Raw genomic sequence first — 16,727 nt, 5'->3', positions numbered from 1 at the left:
TATAATTTGCATATTATAGACAATAACACACACTTATTTTCCACTTGATGGGGCTTTAGTTTTAGATGTATCAGCAGGGGCTGCAGTATCGGTTGTTTTAGCGGTGCTGTCTGCCGGAGTTGATGATTTTGGTTCAAAAAGCGTGCCTTCCTGAGCTTTGGCATTTGGTGGGTTAGTTCCCTGAAATGTTAGAATATAACTGGACACCTCATGAATTTTCTGAGGCTTCAACATTGTTTTCCAGGCGACCATACCTTTAGCTAACACACCATTAGAAACTGTATTGTAAATATCTTTTATGTCGCCCCCATGAATCCAATAAGCATCTGACAAATTAGGTCCTACTCCACCTTCACCGGCTTTTCCATGACAAGTAACGCAATTGGTCGTATAAATACTTTTACCGCTTTCAATGCTTGAAGCATCCGTAAGGGCTACTAATTTGGTTAAATCCAGCCCTTCTCCTTTAGCTTCCAAAGCTTTTTGATGGGCTAATTGTGCAATCCGCGCATTTTCCACCTCTGTTTGATATTCAGCAGCAGAAAGTTTTCCGGTTCCTAATAAATGGTAATGGAAAATGTAGGCCACAGCAAAGAAGATAGTAAGATAAAACATATACACCCACCACGGTGGCAAACTATTATCCAATTCACGGATGCCATCATAATCGTGATCGAGCATCACATCTTTTTCCTTTTCTACCGGCACAGCATTTGTCAACGAGTGCATCAGATTTTGCCACCAGGTTTTTTGGGTTGCTGCAATTTTTTGTTCAACAGCATCAATATCAATACCTCTTTCGGCATAGTAGATGCTATGTAACTCAGATCCCAAAGTTTTTATAATTCGAAACAATGTGTACATGACCAACAAAATAGCACCGGCCGCCACTAATAAAACAATGAGGGCTACTTTTTCGGAAGTCAGCATGGAATTGGTAGTTGAAGCAGCTGCATCTGTTTGTTGTGCAAAAACTGCAGTGTTAATCAGGAAAAATATAAAAGCAAGCAGGGATTTATGGAGAAGATTTTTCATAGTACACAATACTTAATTTAAGTTGACCGATTGTTTTTAGAAAGTAAACTATTTTCTGATTGCCTTTTTGCGAAGTTCACTGCTCAAAGTAGTAATGGCCCTTAAGACTATAAAAACCGCAGCAACAACAACTACCCCTGTTACCAGAGTTAATATTACCAACATGTTTGCTTTGTCGCTACCTGATGCGGAACCTGCACCTGTATTTTGTGCAAAAGCAATGAGAGGGAGTAAATTTCCAAGAAGTATAGCCAACAAATTGTTTTTCATAGTAGATATGCCTTTTTTGAAGAGGAGGTAAAATAAGTTTTCAAAAAGATTTAACTTGATTAGGGGATTCATAAGAAACTGTACTGCTGTCTTCGAGAGGAAGTTCAGACATGTGTTGAATATAGCCTTTATTTCGCTTACTTGTCCAGATAGTAAGTAGTATAAAAAACAAAATAAACGCAATCAATGCTCCTATTGCAAGCGGTGCTACACTGTCTAACGATTGTAATATTTGTTTGTACATGTTTTTTACTTTTTTTGGGAGACTTATATAAGTAACGGGCTATCGTTTTTTAGGTAACCCGATGAACCCGTTACTGTTATACACACATCACACTCCACACTTTTTTATTTGTAATAAAGATTTAAAGCACTACTCTTTCGAACTATTCTTTTACTTTGATATCAGTACCTAATCTCTGAAGGTAAGCTATCAAAGCAATAATCTCTTTATTACCGGGGGTTTCAATTTTTCCGTTTTGTTTCAGGTCTGCTGCAATCATATCAGCCTGTTTGTTTAAATCATTCACAGCCTGCTGATCATATCCCTGTTCATAAGGAACTCCTAAATATTGCATCACTCTGATTTTTTTGGCTGTGTAGGTTACATCCAAATCGTTATCCAATAACCATGGATAAGCTGGCATTAATGAACCCGGAGACATACTTTGAGGGTCGAACATGTGGTTGTAATGCCAGGTATTCGGATACTTTCCGCCAATTCTGTGCAAATCAGGTCCGGTACGTTTAGATCCCCATTGGAAAGGATGATCGTAAACAAATTCACCGGATTTTGAGTATTCACCGTAACGTTCGGTTTCTGAACGGAAAGGACGAACCATTTGTGAATGACAAACATAGCAACCTTCCCTTACATAAATATCTCTGCCTTCCAACTCTAATGGAGTATATGGTTTTACGGAAGCAATGGTCGGAATGTTTGACTTAATCATAAACATCGGAACCATTTCTACAATACCACCGATTAAAACAACGACTAAACTGGCAATTAACATTTGAACAGGGCGACGTTCTATCCAACGATGCCAATGCCCTGTATGAACTACTTCGTTCTTATCAAGAGCAGGAGCCTCTGCCTCTTCATTTGCCACAAATTTACCGGCTGCCACAGTTTTGTAAATATTATATGCCATCACAAATGCTCCAATCAGGTATAATAAACCTCCAAATGACCGCATGGCATACATTGGAACTATTTGAATCAGTGTTTCCAGGAAGTTGGGGTATAACAGTGTACCTTCCGGAGTAAATTGTTTCCACATCAGGCTTTGAGTAAAACCGGCCCAATATATTGGAACAGCATAAAAAATAATACCCAAAGTTCCAATCCAGAAATGTATATTGGCTAATCTTTGTGAATACAGTTTTACATTAAACATTTTTGGAAACAGCCAATAAAACATGCCAAAGGTAAGGAATCCATTCCATCCTAAAGCGCCAACATGAACGTGTGCGATAGTCCAATCGGTAAAGTGGCTGATGGCGTTTACATTTTTAAACGACAGCATTGGACCTTCAAAAGTGGACATCCCGTAGGCAGTGATTGCCACGACAAAAAACTTCAACACCGGCTCATTTCTAACCCTGTCCCAAGCACCCCGAAGCGTGAGTAACCCATTGATCATACCTCCCCAGGACGGTGCGATTAACATTACAGAGAAAACAGTACCGAGAGATTGTGCCCAATCTGGTAAAGAACTATACAATAAATGGTGAGGACCTGCCCAAATATAGAGGAAAATTAGTGCCCAAAAGTGAATAATGGATAACCTGTAAGAATAAACAGGACGGTTGACTGCTTTCGGTACGAAATAGTACATCAGACCCAAATAAGGGGTGGTTAAGAAAAATGCGACCGCATTATGACCATACCACCATTGAACCAAAGCATCCTGAACACCGGCATAAATAGGATAGCTTTTAAGAAAAGAAACGGGAATAGCGAGGCTATTAACAATATGCAACATGGCAACAGTTACCCAGGTTGCCAGAAAAAACCAGATTGCAACATACAAATGCCGTTCTCTTCTTTTTAAAATAGTACCAATCATATTGATACCAAAAATCACCCAAATCAAAGCAATTGCAATATCTATCGGCCATTCTAATTCGGCATATTCTTTACTAACCGTATAACCCAAAGCCAAGGTTACAGCAGCAGAAACAATGATTAACTGCCAACCCCAAAAATGAATTCGGGAAAGTACATCGCTAAAAATTCTTGTTTTTAAAAGCCGTTGCAATGAATAATAGACACCGGCAAAAATCCCGTTTCCGACAAACGCAAATATAACTGCGTTGGTATGAATCGGACGGATATGACTAAAAGTCAGCAAATGTGTGGTATGGCTGAAATTTAGCGCCGGAAAAATTAATTGCAAGGTCATCCAAAATCCGACTGTCATGCCGACTATGCCCCAAAAAAGTGTTGCATAGGCAAAATTTCGGGCATGAACATTGTCATAACTAAAGCGTTCGATTTGACTCATAGTAAACTCGTTGGTGGTGAGCTGTTGTTATTTCTGATTGTATTCTATTCTGGCTGGTCTGGGGTTTCAGTTTTTGAAGCAGATTTGTTGTCTTCAAACAATATTCGAACTGAGGGAGTATAACTATCGTCATATTGACCACTCCTTACAGCCCAAATAAAGATAATTAAAAAAATTGCCGCTACGAAAATACTGGCAATTATTAAGAAAAACATAGCACTCATAGTACACTGTTTTCAAGTTGAGGGCAAAGTTATAGGGCAAAAATAACCTTAAAAATGACTTATGTCACTATAGCTTACTTTTTTACGGATTTGTTTAATAATATTTTCTTAGGTGGTTTTTTTAAAATAGATATATATGGATTCTATACCATCTTGCAAAGATTTAACAAAATTAAAATCCGGTTCATTTTTCACAAATAAAAAAGCTGCTTTACCGGAAACTAAAGCAGCTTTTTTTATTGCAAGGTTAAAAAAATCATGCAATCATGGAATCTATGATTCAGCATTCAAAAAAACGAGAATTTATATCCCATTATAAAGAAAAAGGAACGTCTGAGAACAAGGAAAAAACAAGAAAAACCAAAATAGGATCAGTCAAAGCAACGGATGCTTTTTTGAAAAAAAACAGTTTTTACCCTTTTAAAATCTGTTATCAGATTTCATAAGAATCAACAAAACAAAAAAAGTAATGTCCAATTACTTAATGATGGGTACTTTTTGAGTAATGATACCCTTTTCGGTATGAAGTTGAAGGAAATAAACGCCTGTACTCAAGTTTTGCAGGTCAATATTCAATTCTGAATTATAATTTAATACCGTGGAAGAGAATACTGTTTTGCCTGCGTTGTTGACTAAAGTAATCAGATATGTCTTCGTATTTCCCGTTTGAATGGTGAGTTGATGATTTGAAGGGATAGGAAATACCTTGAAGTCCTGAGATATAACAGGAAGTTTTTGATCGAGGGTAAGATCTACTTCTGCACCCTGAGGGATTACCGATAGTTTAGAGCCAGTGGGAGTTGTGGCGGTTATATTATTGAATGTTAAACTCAGATATTCTTCTGTATTTTTGCCGGCCAGCACATCTTCCATAACAAAACTAACAACACCAATTAAACCGGTGCCGTTGGCAAATTCAGAGTTGGTTCTTGTAATTGCAGCTTCTATGGTGTTTTCAACGACCCGTTGAACAGAAATAGTATTTTCACCATTGCTAAGGAAAGAAACCGGAAAATTGACATTCATTGTGCCTTCAAACGGGACAATATTGTAGCTGATTGAAAAAGCCAATCCATATAAATCGGCATCACCATCGGCACCGCTGACTAATATATTGGTAACAACGGTATCGCCTATGGATACACTTGAGTTGAGTATTTCAAGGGTAACCGTCAAATCACCGGTTTCACTTGGCATTTCAGGAATAAAGCTAACCGAACGGGTTAAGCCATAGTTTGCTTCAATAGCTGCTACATCGTCATTGTTAATCCAGCCGTCTCCATTGCAGTCAGCATGTTTGTAGTTTAAATCGCCGCTAAAACTATTAGTCCAATCGTAGCAGTTTTGGCCTTCCCAAAGAATGGAAGCGTCAGGACGTGCATAACCATAAGTGCCGTGTCCAATCCCGATTGGCAATAAATCCCAGGCATTGCAAATTCCATCTGCATTCACATCACCGGGCCAAACACATTCCTCACATTCTAATTCCAAAAAATAAAGAAACACCGTTGCGACATTAGTAGAAAGGGTTGTTGCAACTTCTCCCCCGTTTTCGAAGGCTTCTATTTCTTCTTTTAACAGATAGGTAAAACTGTCTTCGAAAACAGTTACGCCAAATTCAGAGAAAGGGGTAAAAACAAAACAGTTGCAACTGAAGTCTTTAACCAATGAGCCACGGAAAGGATAATCGGCAACTTCAACATCAAAAATAGACAACTCCTCCCCTTCATCATTGGATAAGACATGAAGTTCAACCGAGGTGTTTTCATATATATATATGGTATCATTCACCGCCCAACGTTGCGCAAAGGCAGGTTGAATCACACCAAAAAGTAAAAAACAACTCAAAACAACCTTTTGAACTAACTTGAAGTACATATCAAAAAAGAGTTGGCAGTTTAAAAATTGAAATCCCCCCTGCAAATATCGGCATAAATAATTTAGAAAAGAAGTACAAATTTATGAAGTTTCCGAAGGTTTTTTTTAAAAAAGAAAAAGTTTAAATGAAGCCCTTGTTGTTTGAAACACTATGTTGGTAAGGGTTCGCATAAATTCCAGATTTAAAAGTAATGGAAAAAAAATTCAGACTTTCCGAAAAAAAACCGATTTTGGAGAAATAAAAAAGTTCCTTTTTTAATTTTCTGACGAAATTGACGACTAAGGATTTTAACCGAAAACGAATAAACATTGTAAAGGGTTGCCTGCCTTGCTATAATTTATGGAAAACAGTAAGCTAATTTCTATTTTAAAATGTCTGACGAATAAACAAGTCAAACAGTTGCGCGACTTTATCGCTTCTCCATATTTTAATAAAAAAGAGGAGGTTTTAGCCTTGTTTGATACTCTGATCCGGTTTTATCCGGACTTTGAAGCAAAACTGGTGGAGAAGGAAGCTGTTTTTTCGCTGACCCGTCCGGAAGAGCCTTACAATGAAAAAGAAATGGGGTATTGGATGAGTGATTTGGTAAAACTTATCGAACAGTTTATCGTTACCGAAGAAGTGCTTCAGCAACCAACTGCACAGTTTTCACACTTGTTGAAAACCTACTTGAAATGGAATCTTGAAAAACCTTTTCAAAGAACCATGAAAAATGCTTTTTCTTACCTAAAGACTTTACCCTATCAGGACTCACAATATTATTACCATGAGTTTTTGTTAAAAGAACAGGAGGTCGCTTTTTTTGACAAACAAAAGGTTCATTCACATGATGAGAGTTTACAGGAAGCCATAGATAATTTAGACATCTACTATCTGTCTCAAAAACTCAAATACAGCTGTGAAATCGTGAATCGCCTGAACATGCTGACCTCTGATTATCGCCTTAAACTGTTGGATGAAATTTTGACCTATTTAGACAATGAGCCGCTAAATCACATTCCGCCTGTTGCCATCTATCAATCTATTTTACTCTGCCTTCGTCAACCTGATGTGGAAACTCATTTCATCAACTTAAAAGATTTGTTAGATAAACATGCCACTATTTTTGATCCCGATGAAGCAAGAGGCATGTATTTATATGCAATTAATTATTGTGTGGGTAAAATCAACAGAGGGAATAGCCAATATGTATCAGAACTTTTTGAGCTGTACCGGCGATTGCTCGAAAATCGTATCATATTTGAAAACAAATATTTATCGCCCTGGAGTTATATGAATATTGTAGTCGTGGGAAGCCGAAATCAGGAATTTGATTGGACCGAAAACTTCATCCATGAATATCATACAAGTTTAGCACCACAGTTTCGTGAAAATGCCTATAATTATAATTTGGCTTATTTGTATTACATCCAAAAAAAGTATGGAAAAGCACTTAAGCTTTTAAACGAAGTACAGTTTGATGATGTATTTTATTATATAGAAGCTAAATCCTTGCTTTTGAGACTTTACTACGAATTAGATGAAACAGAACCTCTGTTGGCGCTTTGTGATGCTTTTAAAATTTATCTGAGACGGAACAAACTTATTGCTGAAAACAAACGGGAGATGTATCTTAATTTCATCAGGTTTGTTTCAAAACTCATAAAAATACAAAAAGGCAAAAATGAACTGCTGCTTGAAACTCAGCAGTTGATCAAAAACACAAAGCTGTTGGTCAATGCCAAATGGCTGCATGAAAAAATTGAACAAAAAATGAAAAAGCAGAGATAGAGGCAATATTTAAAATAACTTCCTTCAACATCTGGTTATGAGTAGAATCATCTCCTAATCAGTGTGGCAATGGCTTTGTTCCGGAAATTCCATAATAGCGGGCAACTATGTTTGTTGCTAAAAAGCCAAACAAAACAACGGTAACTGAACTCAACGGCATAAAAATGGCCGCGACCAAAGGAGAAAGCAACCCTTGAACTGCTATACTTAGACCCACCAAATTGTAACTGAGTGAAATCAGAAAAGCAAAACGGACAATTTTTACAGCAGCCACACAATAGTTTAACAACAGATGTAGTCGTTCAAACTCTGAAGCTTCGACAATAGCATCACAAGCCGGGCTAAAATTGTTGATGCTTTCAGAAATGGCGATACCTACATCTGCCTGTCGCAAAGCACCTGCGTCGTTTAGTCCGTCTCCAAACATAAGAACTTTTTCACCACCCTTTCTAAGCTCGGAAATAAAAGCTAATTTATGATGAGGAGTTTGGTTGAACATCAATTGAGCCTGATTTCCAAAAAACCGGATCAGATTGTTTTTTTCTCCGTCATTGTCTCCGGAAATAAGTGTCAGCTTTCTGTTTTTCCCCAATTCCTCCACCACATTTTTCAACCCTTTTCGATAGACATTTTGAAACAGGTAATAACCTTTTACCAAAACGGTTTTATCCCGTTCTGAAATTCTGTTAATCACCAGATAAGTACGGGTGCTTTGTTGGGCAGGGTTTCCCTCTTCTTCCGTAAAACCTGTAAAGCCGGCCGAACCGATTTTTACTTCGCAATCATAAATCTGAACGGATATACCCTTACCAACGGTTTCTTTATAGGATGTTACCGGAATCACCGGAATATCCGGCAGGCTGTTGTAAATCTGGCGGCTTATGGGATGACCCGACTGGCGAACTGCCGATTTTATCATTGAAAGAAATTCTTTTTTTATTTCATCACCCACAAATACAACCTCCTGATGACCTGCATGAGTGATAGTGCCTGTTTTGTCAAATGCAATATGGTTAACCTGAGCTGTTTGCTCAATGACTGCCGTATTTTTAAGATAAAACCGGTTTCTTCCCAAAATTCTAAGGGCATTTCCCAAAGTAAAAGGAGAAGCCAAAGCCAAAGCACAAGGGCAGGCTATGATTAAAACAGCAGTAAAAACATTAATGGCTGCCGGAACACCGCTAACCGCCCACCAATAAATACCGGACAATGTTGCAACCGTTAAAATAGCAGGGGTAAAAATCCGACTGGTTTTATTGACTAACAAGGTCAGGGTACTTGTTCTGTTTTCTGAAAAAGCATCGTTGTTCCACAGTTCGGTTAAATAACTTTGTGAAACTTTTTTTACCAACCTCAATTCAATGGCAGCCCCAACCTGCCTGCCGCCCGCATAAATCAAACTGCCGGCATTTTTCAAAACAGGTTCCGATTCTCCGGTAACAAAACTATAATCAATTTTGGCGGTTCCCCGGGTTAATACTGCATCTGCCGGGATTAACTCTTCATTTCGCACTAAAATTAAATCGTCTGTTTCCAAATCGTTTAACGCGACACTTTCCTCTTGTCCCTGATGGATTCGGGTAGCAGAAACCGGAAAATAGGATTTATAATCGCGCTCAAAAGAAATTGAATCGTAAGTTCTTTGTTGGAACCATCTTCCGGTTAACAGAAAAAAAATCAAGCCGGCAAAAGAATCTAAATACCCCGCACCTGTATGGGTGAGTATTTCAAAAATACTGCGACCAAACAAAGCTACAATACCCAAAGCTATGGGCACATCAATATTAAGTGTGCGTTGTTTTAACCCGCTGTAGGCATTTTTAAAATAATCGGTACTGCTGTACAACAAAACAGGAAGCGATAAAAGTATATTCAGATAACCGAAAAAACGGCTAAAACTCCCTTCAGCCAAATTATCCAAACCCAGATATTCGGGAAAACTTAGCAACATGATATTGCCAAAACAAAAACCGGCAATTCCTAATTTGAAGGTAAGCTGACGGCTTGTTTTACGGTTAATTCCTGCATTTGAATCCAGATTCCCCAATCTGATATCGGGTTCATATCCGATAGATGCCAATAATATGACGATGTCTTTGAGGGTTGTTTCCGATTCATTAAAAGTCAGGTATAGTTCTTTACGGGGAAAATTGACCGTTGAACGGGAAACTGCCGGATTCAGTTTGTACAGATTCTCGAGCAGCCAAATACACGAACTACAGTGCATTTGTGGAATACTAAACGTTACTTTACTTTGTATTCCATCCGAAAAATTGAGCAATGCTGTTTTAACTTCTTCGTTGTCTAAATAGGCAAACCTTCCGGGTGAAACAGGCTTTCGTTGGGTAATTCCCGGATTGTTTTCCAAACCGTAGTAGTTACAAAGGTCGTTAGCGTTCAAAATTTCATAAACACTTTTACAACCTTCACAGCAAAAAAACTTTTTGTCTTGTTCGTTAATACCCGCAAGATTGATGTCGTCTGTTTCGCAATCCAAACCACAGTGGTAGCAGGCAGTTTTGGTAGTTACAGGTAAAACAGATACAGGTGGTGTCATTAAAATTTGTCAAATGTTGATTAGAAAACTCCGGCAAAGTTACCGAAGGTTTTGATGGCAAACAATGCCTGTGATGCTATGCCCATAAATGGCAGCAATCGAAAAGTGCTGAAACTGCCCGGACGCGATAAAAAACAACCTATTTACCGTAATTCATGGAAAAAACCGGGCTAAACCTTCTTTTTTTTATCCGATATATTGGATAACCGTATTAAATTGTAATTTAGCCTCACTTTAGAGATGAAAAAATACCCGTTAACAATATATTAAGCCCAAAATTGAAACTAATTTGATTTAAAAACGATAACAAATTAAAATTCCTATGTCAAAACAACAAAACGAACCCAATACTGAACACATGAATCAGAATCAAATATCGGCTATCCGCGATATTTTGTTTGGTCAGAACATGAAAGTGTATGACGAGGAGTTTAACCAGTTGCGTCATGTAATTTCCCAGCATCGAAAAGAAACCGATACCAATTTACATCAAGCTATTGATGAATTAACAAGGGCATTGGCAGATGCTGAAAAACGCATTTTTGAGCAAATGCAGAAAAACCACGAAGAAGTATTGGCGGCAATTTCTAAATTAGAGGATGACAAATTAGACCGCCGAAAATTGGGCAAGCTATTGAGTGATATCGGAACGCATATCTCCATGTAAAACAAGATTAACGGTTATAAATAGCCTGCTTTTCCTTTTTCGGGTTTGTTTTATACGGTTCCGGTATTGAACCGGTTCATTTATTCCTTTTTCAGCCTTCTGCATTATCATAATATCAAGGCATTATGAATACACAACAGCATCAACAAGAGCTTTTAGACAAGTATCTGATGGAAAAATTGCAGTCTTTGTTATTGCAGGAAGATCGCCGTCAGTTGCAGGATATAAAAAGCAGTCTGAGCAATTTGCGCATTGATGTGTCGCAACTAAACCGCGAATTGAGCAACGCTCAGGGGGGTATATTTGCTTTGTCTGAAAACATGAACAATCCAGAGCGGCTGAAAGAAAAAGTAACACCAATCGTTAATTTAAGAATACAGCAGCTTAAAAAAAATTTCGGGCTTGAGTTCGGCAAAGAGGTAAAAGAAACGGTAAAAGACGAGCTTGAAAACTCAAAAGACGAGTTTATTGAAGTATTGTTTCCCATCATCGGCAAGCTCATACAAAGATATGTGCGGTATCAGTTCGATATTTTTTTAGAAAACACACAAAAAGGAATTGGAAAAACATTTTCGCTTCAATGGTGGAAACAATTTGTGAACTCTGTTATTAAAGGGGAATCGATGACTACAAGAGGAGTTAAAGCAGCAATGCCCGCACAGATAGAAGAAGTATTTATGATTCAGTCAAATTCCGGTCTGCTGATTGGTTATTATTCGAGAAACAATACTGCCGACCCGGATTTGATTGCTGCCATGCTTACAGCGATTCAAAACTTTGTGAATGAAGCATTTAAACAGGATTCCGGAGGATTGCAAACCATTGATTACGAAAATCAACGAATTATTTTGCACAGTTTCTACAAACATTATACTGCAACCGTAGTTTCGGGATTATCAGATACCGGTACTTCCGAACAGTTAAATTTAGCTTTGTCCGATTTCAGCAGTAGCCATATTCCTGCATCTATTCAGGAAATAGATGATAGTCTGTTTCACAGTGTTTCAAAAAGGTTAAAGGAAACATTTGAGGAGTTTGATTTGTCTTAATGACCGGAAATTGAAGATGGGATTGCCCTTTTGTAAAAAAGCAGTAGTTTTACCACACCTGATCAGACATCCGAAACAGAAACACCTCTAACTAACCCATGAAAACTATAACCAAAAAAATTATCCTTTGCGGAAGTTTCGGAGTTGGTAAAACCTCTCTCATCAGCCGGTTTGTTTTCCAGAGTTTTTCTGCAACTTATAAAACAACCCTTGGCGTAAAAATAGACCGCAAAACCATACAATTAAATGAAGACCTTTCGGTAAGTATGATTATTTGGGATATCGGAGGCGAACAAACCCAACAGCGAATACCGGAAAGTTATTATCTCGGAAGCAGTGGTGCTATTTACGTGTTTGATGTCTCACGCCCCTCTGCATTTATTCAAATTGAAGCAGATTTGGAAATCCTGAAACATAAACTCCATCAATCGCAGGTGGTTGTGGTAGGCAATAAAACCGACTTATTGGACGAAACATCTTTAGAAGAAATCAAACATATCATTCCCGTTTCTACCCATTTTTTTACCAGCGCAAAAACCGGTATTCATGTAGAAAAGGTATTTTATTCTTTAGCAGAACAAATCATACATGACCCTTCTTGATTTAAAACAACAATTTTGCTTTGAACGGTTTCAGACCATCCTATTTGACAGAAACGGACAACTGATTGAATCCTGCAACACTCTTTTTGACCTTGCAACATTTGAAACCCAAAATATCTTTGACCTTTTTCCGGTTTTGGATGGAGTAAAAGATGCCCTTTTTACCTTTTCCCCCAATAGTTCACAAAATATCAATATACCCCGAGTCGAATTTTCATTCGGTAATCATTCTTTTCTAAGTGATTTTACGGTCAGTTCAGTCTTGTTTAACAATACCCCGGTCTTTGTCTGCCATATTCAAAACCTGACCGAACAATACCAACATCTGATTGTCATTCAGCAAGAACGGAATGAATCTATTATTGAAGGTCAGCAACTGCGAATTGAAAACGAAATTCTATCCTTACATAAGGATATTGATTTGCTCAACAAACTGCGTCAGGCACGCAAAGAATTAAATATTAACGTGGCATCGGAGTTAGAAGCCCCCTTGAACAAAATCATGGCGCTTGCCGCAAAACTCAAAGATACGGCTATGACAGAAAATGAAGCCAACTACCTCAGTGCAATAGAGGCTTCGGTTGCAGTTTTGGACGATCAACTCACCCTAAACAGACCCGCACAATTAGACTTGTTTTTAATCCCACCTGAAAGAACCCTGCTCGACCTGCCTGCCTTGATTTGGAATGTTCTTAAAATCTTTGAATACAATCAACAGATTAAGGAAAGCCCTTTTTATCTGCGTGTAAATCCGGGATTCCCAACCTTAGTCATTGGAAACAAACCCCGGATAGCTCAATTACTGCACAACTTTCTGTACCATGGCATTTTTGGATGGAAAAGCCTTTCTACAACCCTGACTGCATCAGTAATCGAAATAAAACCTACACATTGTAATGTAGAGTTTTTTATGTCTTGTGCAGTCAACAAATCTCAAATCGAAGAAACTCAACATCTCTCCAAACAAATCAACGAAGATTTAACCGCTCTCACTTCCAACTTAAAAGGAAAGTTTTCGATGTACTTTTTACCCGAAGACCAAAATTTGCTGATGAAACTTTCTTTACCTTTTCGCCTGCCTAATAATCAGGAAACAAGCACTTGATTCCTTTTTTGTTCAATATTTAACGTGAGGTTGGAAATTGGAGTCTTATTTTACAAGGGATTAAGTGATATTAAGCAACAAATTGGATGGTGTTTGTGTAATTATTTTCGTTGGGGATAAAAACAGATGGTTTTTTATCTAAGTGTTGATAGGCAATTAGAGCAGCCATAAAATGTGTAGCAGCGTTTTCCGGTTTGCGATGTCTTGTGTGTTCTAAATTGCAAACTGTTTTCAGAATATCATTTACCGATTCAATCAATGCTCTTTTTTTACTGAGAGAGACATCTTTAGGCAAAGCGGGATATTGATTTTTACGGTTCTTCTTTGGTTTTAGGATAAGCTGTAAACCTTGTTTAACAAATTCGTCAAAGAGTTTGGTGTAATAGCCTTTGTCTGCTGCACATTTGCCCTGCAAGTTGCCCAACAGATAGCGCAGCAAGTTGTGGTTATTGTCTGCCACATTTCCAGCAGTAAGCGCAAACTTAACAATTTCTCCGAATTGGTTGATGACTAAATGCAACTTCAAGCCAAAGAACCAACCTGTGGAGGTCTTACCTTTGGCAGCGATGTCTTTAAACACCCGATTTTGGCTTTGACGATGTATATGGCATACCGGTAATTTGGTTGCGTCTATGAAGTAACAGCCTGTTTTGAGGGCTTTTTCACATGAACGTAACATCCAAAGCACTAATACCGGCAAGCATTTGTGTATCAATGATAAAAAGTGCTTATAGCCGGGTGCTTTCGGAAAATAATGGTTAAATTCGCCCAAAATGAGTTGTTCATAGTAGTATTGAAAAGTTTTGTAACCGGATAATTGGTAAAATACAAGAATTGTGGCTATTTCCGATGGACTTAAACCAAGCTTTCGTCCCCGAGGTTTATGACCCAAAATACAGTGTGATTGATTGCAGTTAGTATAGTCAAGCAATAAATCGTCAATCTCTATGTACAACGATACCAGTTTGTTTGTTATAACAAGAAGCATAAAGAATAGAGGGGTTGTTGGTTGGTGATTTTTTTTCCAAACTCAAAATTATATCAACCACAACCTCTTTTTTCTATTCCCCCCTATTATTTATCTAAATTTAATTCCAACCTCACGTTATTTAAGAAAAAGAATTCTCCCGGAAAAAACAAATCAAAATTCAGTTTTGATTTTTGTAACCCCGGAAAATATCTGTTATCCTGTGCTAAGTTCTTGTTCCCTGCACATTGCTGTATAACTATCCTGCCGGAATACATGAGTGAAAATCCAATCAATTTGAACTGAAAAGTAGTGCCCTTTTTAAGCTAAAAAATAATTTTTTTATCGAATAAAGGCATTTAAGTCACGAAAAAAAGTTAAACAAAAAGATAAATGAAATAAGAAATGAACCATTTCTTGTTTTCTTAACTTCAAAAAAGTCAATTTTGTGCTTTAAGATTAACTTTTTAAGGGATCAAATTGCAATTTTTGCCCTTTCAATTGCAATTTTTGCCTTTACTATTGTGATTTTTAAATTTTTAATTGACATTTTCTTCTTTAAAATTGAAATTTTGTTCGTTTTTGAAAGTAGATTGGGTTCAAATCTTACTTCAATTTTCTTAAAAAAGTCAATTTTATTCTTTCTTAAAACAGGTTTTTTAACTCAATTTATAGGCATTTTTTTAAAAATCCCTAAAAAGGCTGTTAAATCTACCGAATCTGTTAGTCTTTTTTGGTTCATCATCCCCTTAAATTACTGTGGTGTTGGTCGTTTTTAGGGGTTGGCTCAATCACCACTTTCGACTTAACCCCTTTATGACCCATAATTTGTCGAACATTTTTTAGATGTGGAGAAAATCAGCTTTAAAGACAATACATCAGATGATTCATAATTTTTCTTATGTCTTGTTTCAAAGATATTTTTTGTTGAACTTTACTTAATTAATTTTATCCAGGACAACCACCTAAAAAAAATATACCCCATAGTCGTTAGTGGTAATCCAGTGATATTCCCTAAACTTTTTTAAGACAACTGAAATGAACCCAAAACTCTCAACCACAATTTTCTTTTTTTTCATTTTTACAGCCTGTATTTCCGGAGAAAAGAAAAGTTCTTTTCGTTTCATTGAGGAAGGAACTATTGTCAATCTTTATGATGCTTTTGGCAAAGACACAGGCCTTACCAAAGACTTTGGATTTTCCTGTATCACCAAATATCAGGGTAAAACAATCTTGTTTGATGCGGGCAGTAATGCAGACATTTTTAAATCCAATACCATGCAGTTGGGAATTGACCTTTCACAAGTGGAAATAGTGATTGTTTCTCATGGCCATTTTGACCATTTAAACGGGTTGGATTATTTGCTCGAAGTGAACCCAAAAGTAAAAATCTATTTCCCCTACGATATTTTCTGGGGCGCTCCCGTTCCTTTTGATGCAACAGGACAAGAACCGTCAATCAAAGATTCACTCCATAAACACGAACAATATTTTGATGGTGGAGAAACCAAATTTTTAATCAATCAAAGTGGAAGGTTTTGGAAGGCAAATATTGAATTTGTAAAAACCTCCAAAGAAATTATGCCCGGTTTGAATTTAGTCGCCACCAATTCAAGTTTTATGGGTTATTTTTCTTGCTACCCGAACAAAAGCTTTGTGGAAGGACAATTTACCCAACCAAAAGACGAATGTAAGCAAACAGGTTTGCCCGAACTTTCATTGAGTATGAAAACTGATAAAGGGGAAGTGTTGATTGTAGGTTGTTCTCATACGGGCGTAGAACATATTATCTCAGAAACTCAAAAAGTTACCGGTAATAAAATTGAACTGGTATATGGCGGATTTCACCTCTTGCCGTTTGACCGTTCTCAAACCAATGCACTGGCTGACAAAATCAAAGGGGAATTGAAGGTTCATCGCGTCGCTCCAACACATTGTACTGGGCATCTGGCTTTTAAAATCTTACAAGAAAAATACGGCACCGATTATTTGTTTGCCGGCTTAGGTGAAAAAATCGCTTATTAAGGGTTGATTGGTTTCACATCAAAATTTGCTTGAAAAAATAAACAATTACTTTCTCACGACTAACTAT

Annotated in this window: 15 protein-coding genes; 7 read left to right on the top strand and 8 right to left on the bottom strand. The window is 37.5% G+C overall.

Translation table 11 applies throughout. The features are described from left to right. Nucleotides 1-33: 33 nt before the first annotated feature. The 5 genes from IPM47_10325 to ccoS all read right to left on the bottom strand — a co-directional run bounded on the left by IPM47_10325 (nucleotide 34) and on the right by ccoS (nucleotide 4,039). Entirely contained in the window at nucleotides 34-1,035 is a 1,002-nt protein-coding gene (locus tag IPM47_10325) for a c-type cytochrome (GenBank protein QQS31281.1), read from the bottom strand. Between the two features lie 48 nt (nucleotides 1,036-1,083). Next, nucleotides 1,084-1,305, bottom strand: coding sequence for a hypothetical protein (locus IPM47_10320; GenBank protein ID QQS31280.1), 222 nt, complete (start codon nucleotides 1,303-1,305; stop codon nucleotides 1,084-1,086). A 40-nt stretch (nucleotides 1,306-1,345) separates the two neighbouring features. Beyond that, nucleotides 1,346-1,549, bottom strand: coding sequence for a cbb3-type cytochrome c oxidase subunit 3 (locus IPM47_10315; protein ID QQS31279.1), 204 nt, complete (start codon nucleotides 1,547-1,549; stop codon nucleotides 1,346-1,348). A 142-nt stretch (nucleotides 1,550-1,691) separates the two neighbouring features. Further along, nucleotides 1,692-3,815, bottom strand: a complete 2,124-nt coding sequence (gene ccoN, locus IPM47_10310) for a cytochrome-c oxidase, cbb3-type subunit I (protein QQS31278.1) — start codon at nucleotides 3,813-3,815, stop codon at nucleotides 1,692-1,694. 44 nt (nucleotides 3,816-3,859) lie between these two features. Beyond that, nucleotides 3,860-4,039 (bottom strand): cbb3-type cytochrome oxidase assembly protein CcoS, encoded by a 180-nt coding sequence (gene ccoS, locus IPM47_10305; protein QQS31277.1) that lies wholly within the window; start codon nucleotides 4,037-4,039, stop codon nucleotides 3,860-3,862. Between the two features lie 136 nt (nucleotides 4,040-4,175). Here ccoS and IPM47_10300 point away from each other — a divergent pair, with 136 nt between their 5' ends. After that, nucleotides 4,176-4,358, top strand: coding sequence for a hypothetical protein (locus IPM47_10300; protein ID QQS31276.1), 183 nt, complete (start codon nucleotides 4,176-4,178; stop codon nucleotides 4,356-4,358). A gap of 158 nt (nucleotides 4,359-4,516) precedes the next feature. Here the strand turns inward: IPM47_10300 and IPM47_10295 are convergent, their stop codons facing one another. Further along, nucleotides 4,517-5,917 carry a T9SS type A sorting domain-containing protein gene (locus tag IPM47_10295; GenBank protein ID QQS31275.1) on the bottom strand — a complete coding sequence of 467 codons (1,401 nt, stop codon included), beginning with the start codon at nucleotides 5,915-5,917 and terminating at the stop codon, nucleotides 4,517-4,519. Nucleotides 5,918-6,257: 340 nt separating this feature from the next. Between IPM47_10295 and IPM47_10290 the strand changes: the two genes are divergently transcribed. After that, a complete protein-coding gene (locus IPM47_10290) occupies nucleotides 6,258-7,688 on the top strand; it encodes a hypothetical protein (protein ID QQS31274.1) in 1,431 nt (476 codons plus the stop codon). Nucleotides 7,689-7,746: 58 nt separating this feature from the next. On the opposite strand, the gene IPM47_10285 is transcribed toward IPM47_10290, so the two are convergent. After that, the gene (locus IPM47_10285; GenBank protein ID QQS31273.1) at nucleotides 7,747-10,245 is read right to left on the bottom strand and encodes a heavy metal translocating P-type ATPase metal-binding domain-containing protein; all 2,499 of its coding nucleotides are present in this window, start codon (nucleotides 10,243-10,245) and stop codon (nucleotides 7,747-7,749) included. A 322-nt stretch (nucleotides 10,246-10,567) separates the two neighbouring features. Here IPM47_10285 and IPM47_10280 point away from each other — a divergent pair, with 322 nt between their 5' ends. The 4 genes from IPM47_10280 to IPM47_10265 all read left to right on the top strand — a co-directional run bounded on the left by IPM47_10280 (nucleotide 10,568) and on the right by IPM47_10265 (nucleotide 13,668). Further along, a complete protein-coding gene (locus IPM47_10280; GenBank protein ID QQS31272.1) occupies nucleotides 10,568-10,912 on the top strand; it encodes a hypothetical protein in 345 nt (114 codons plus the stop codon). Nucleotides 10,913-11,037: 125 nt separating this feature from the next. Continuing rightward, the gene (locus tag IPM47_10275) at nucleotides 11,038-11,961 is read left to right on the top strand and encodes a hypothetical protein (protein ID QQS31271.1); all 924 of its coding nucleotides are present in this window, start codon (nucleotides 11,038-11,040) and stop codon (nucleotides 11,959-11,961) included. Nucleotides 11,962-12,059: 98 nt separating this feature from the next. Next, nucleotides 12,060-12,563: a GTP-binding protein gene (locus tag IPM47_10270; GenBank protein ID QQS31270.1), complete on the top strand. Its 504-nt coding sequence runs from the start codon at nucleotides 12,060-12,062 to the stop codon at nucleotides 12,561-12,563. After that, nucleotides 12,550-13,668: a hypothetical protein gene (locus IPM47_10265; protein ID QQS31269.1), complete on the top strand. Its 1,119-nt coding sequence runs from the start codon at nucleotides 12,550-12,552 to the stop codon at nucleotides 13,666-13,668. Before IPM47_10270 ends, IPM47_10265 begins: the two co-directional genes overlap by 14 nt. A 70-nt stretch (nucleotides 13,669-13,738) precedes the next feature. On the opposite strand, the gene IPM47_10260 is transcribed toward IPM47_10265, so the two are convergent. Further along, a complete protein-coding gene (locus IPM47_10260) occupies nucleotides 13,739-14,656 on the bottom strand; it encodes an IS982 family transposase (GenBank protein QQS31268.1) in 918 nt (305 codons plus the stop codon). A gap of 1,017 nt (nucleotides 14,657-15,673) precedes the next feature. On the opposite strand from IPM47_10260, the gene IPM47_10255 reads away from it, so the two are divergent. Further along, on the top strand, nucleotides 15,674-16,660 hold the full coding sequence (locus IPM47_10255; GenBank protein ID QQS31267.1) for an MBL fold metallo-hydrolase: 987 nt from the start codon (nucleotides 15,674-15,676) through the stop codon (nucleotides 16,658-16,660). The last annotated feature ends 67 nt before the right edge of the window (nucleotides 16,661-16,727 follow it).

This window comes from Sphingobacteriales bacterium (assembly GCA_016700115.1).
In the GTDB taxonomy this organism is placed as follows: domain Bacteria; phylum Bacteroidota; class Bacteroidia; order Chitinophagales; family UBA2359; genus UBA2359.
This window is presented reverse-complemented; position numbering and strand designations above follow the sequence as displayed.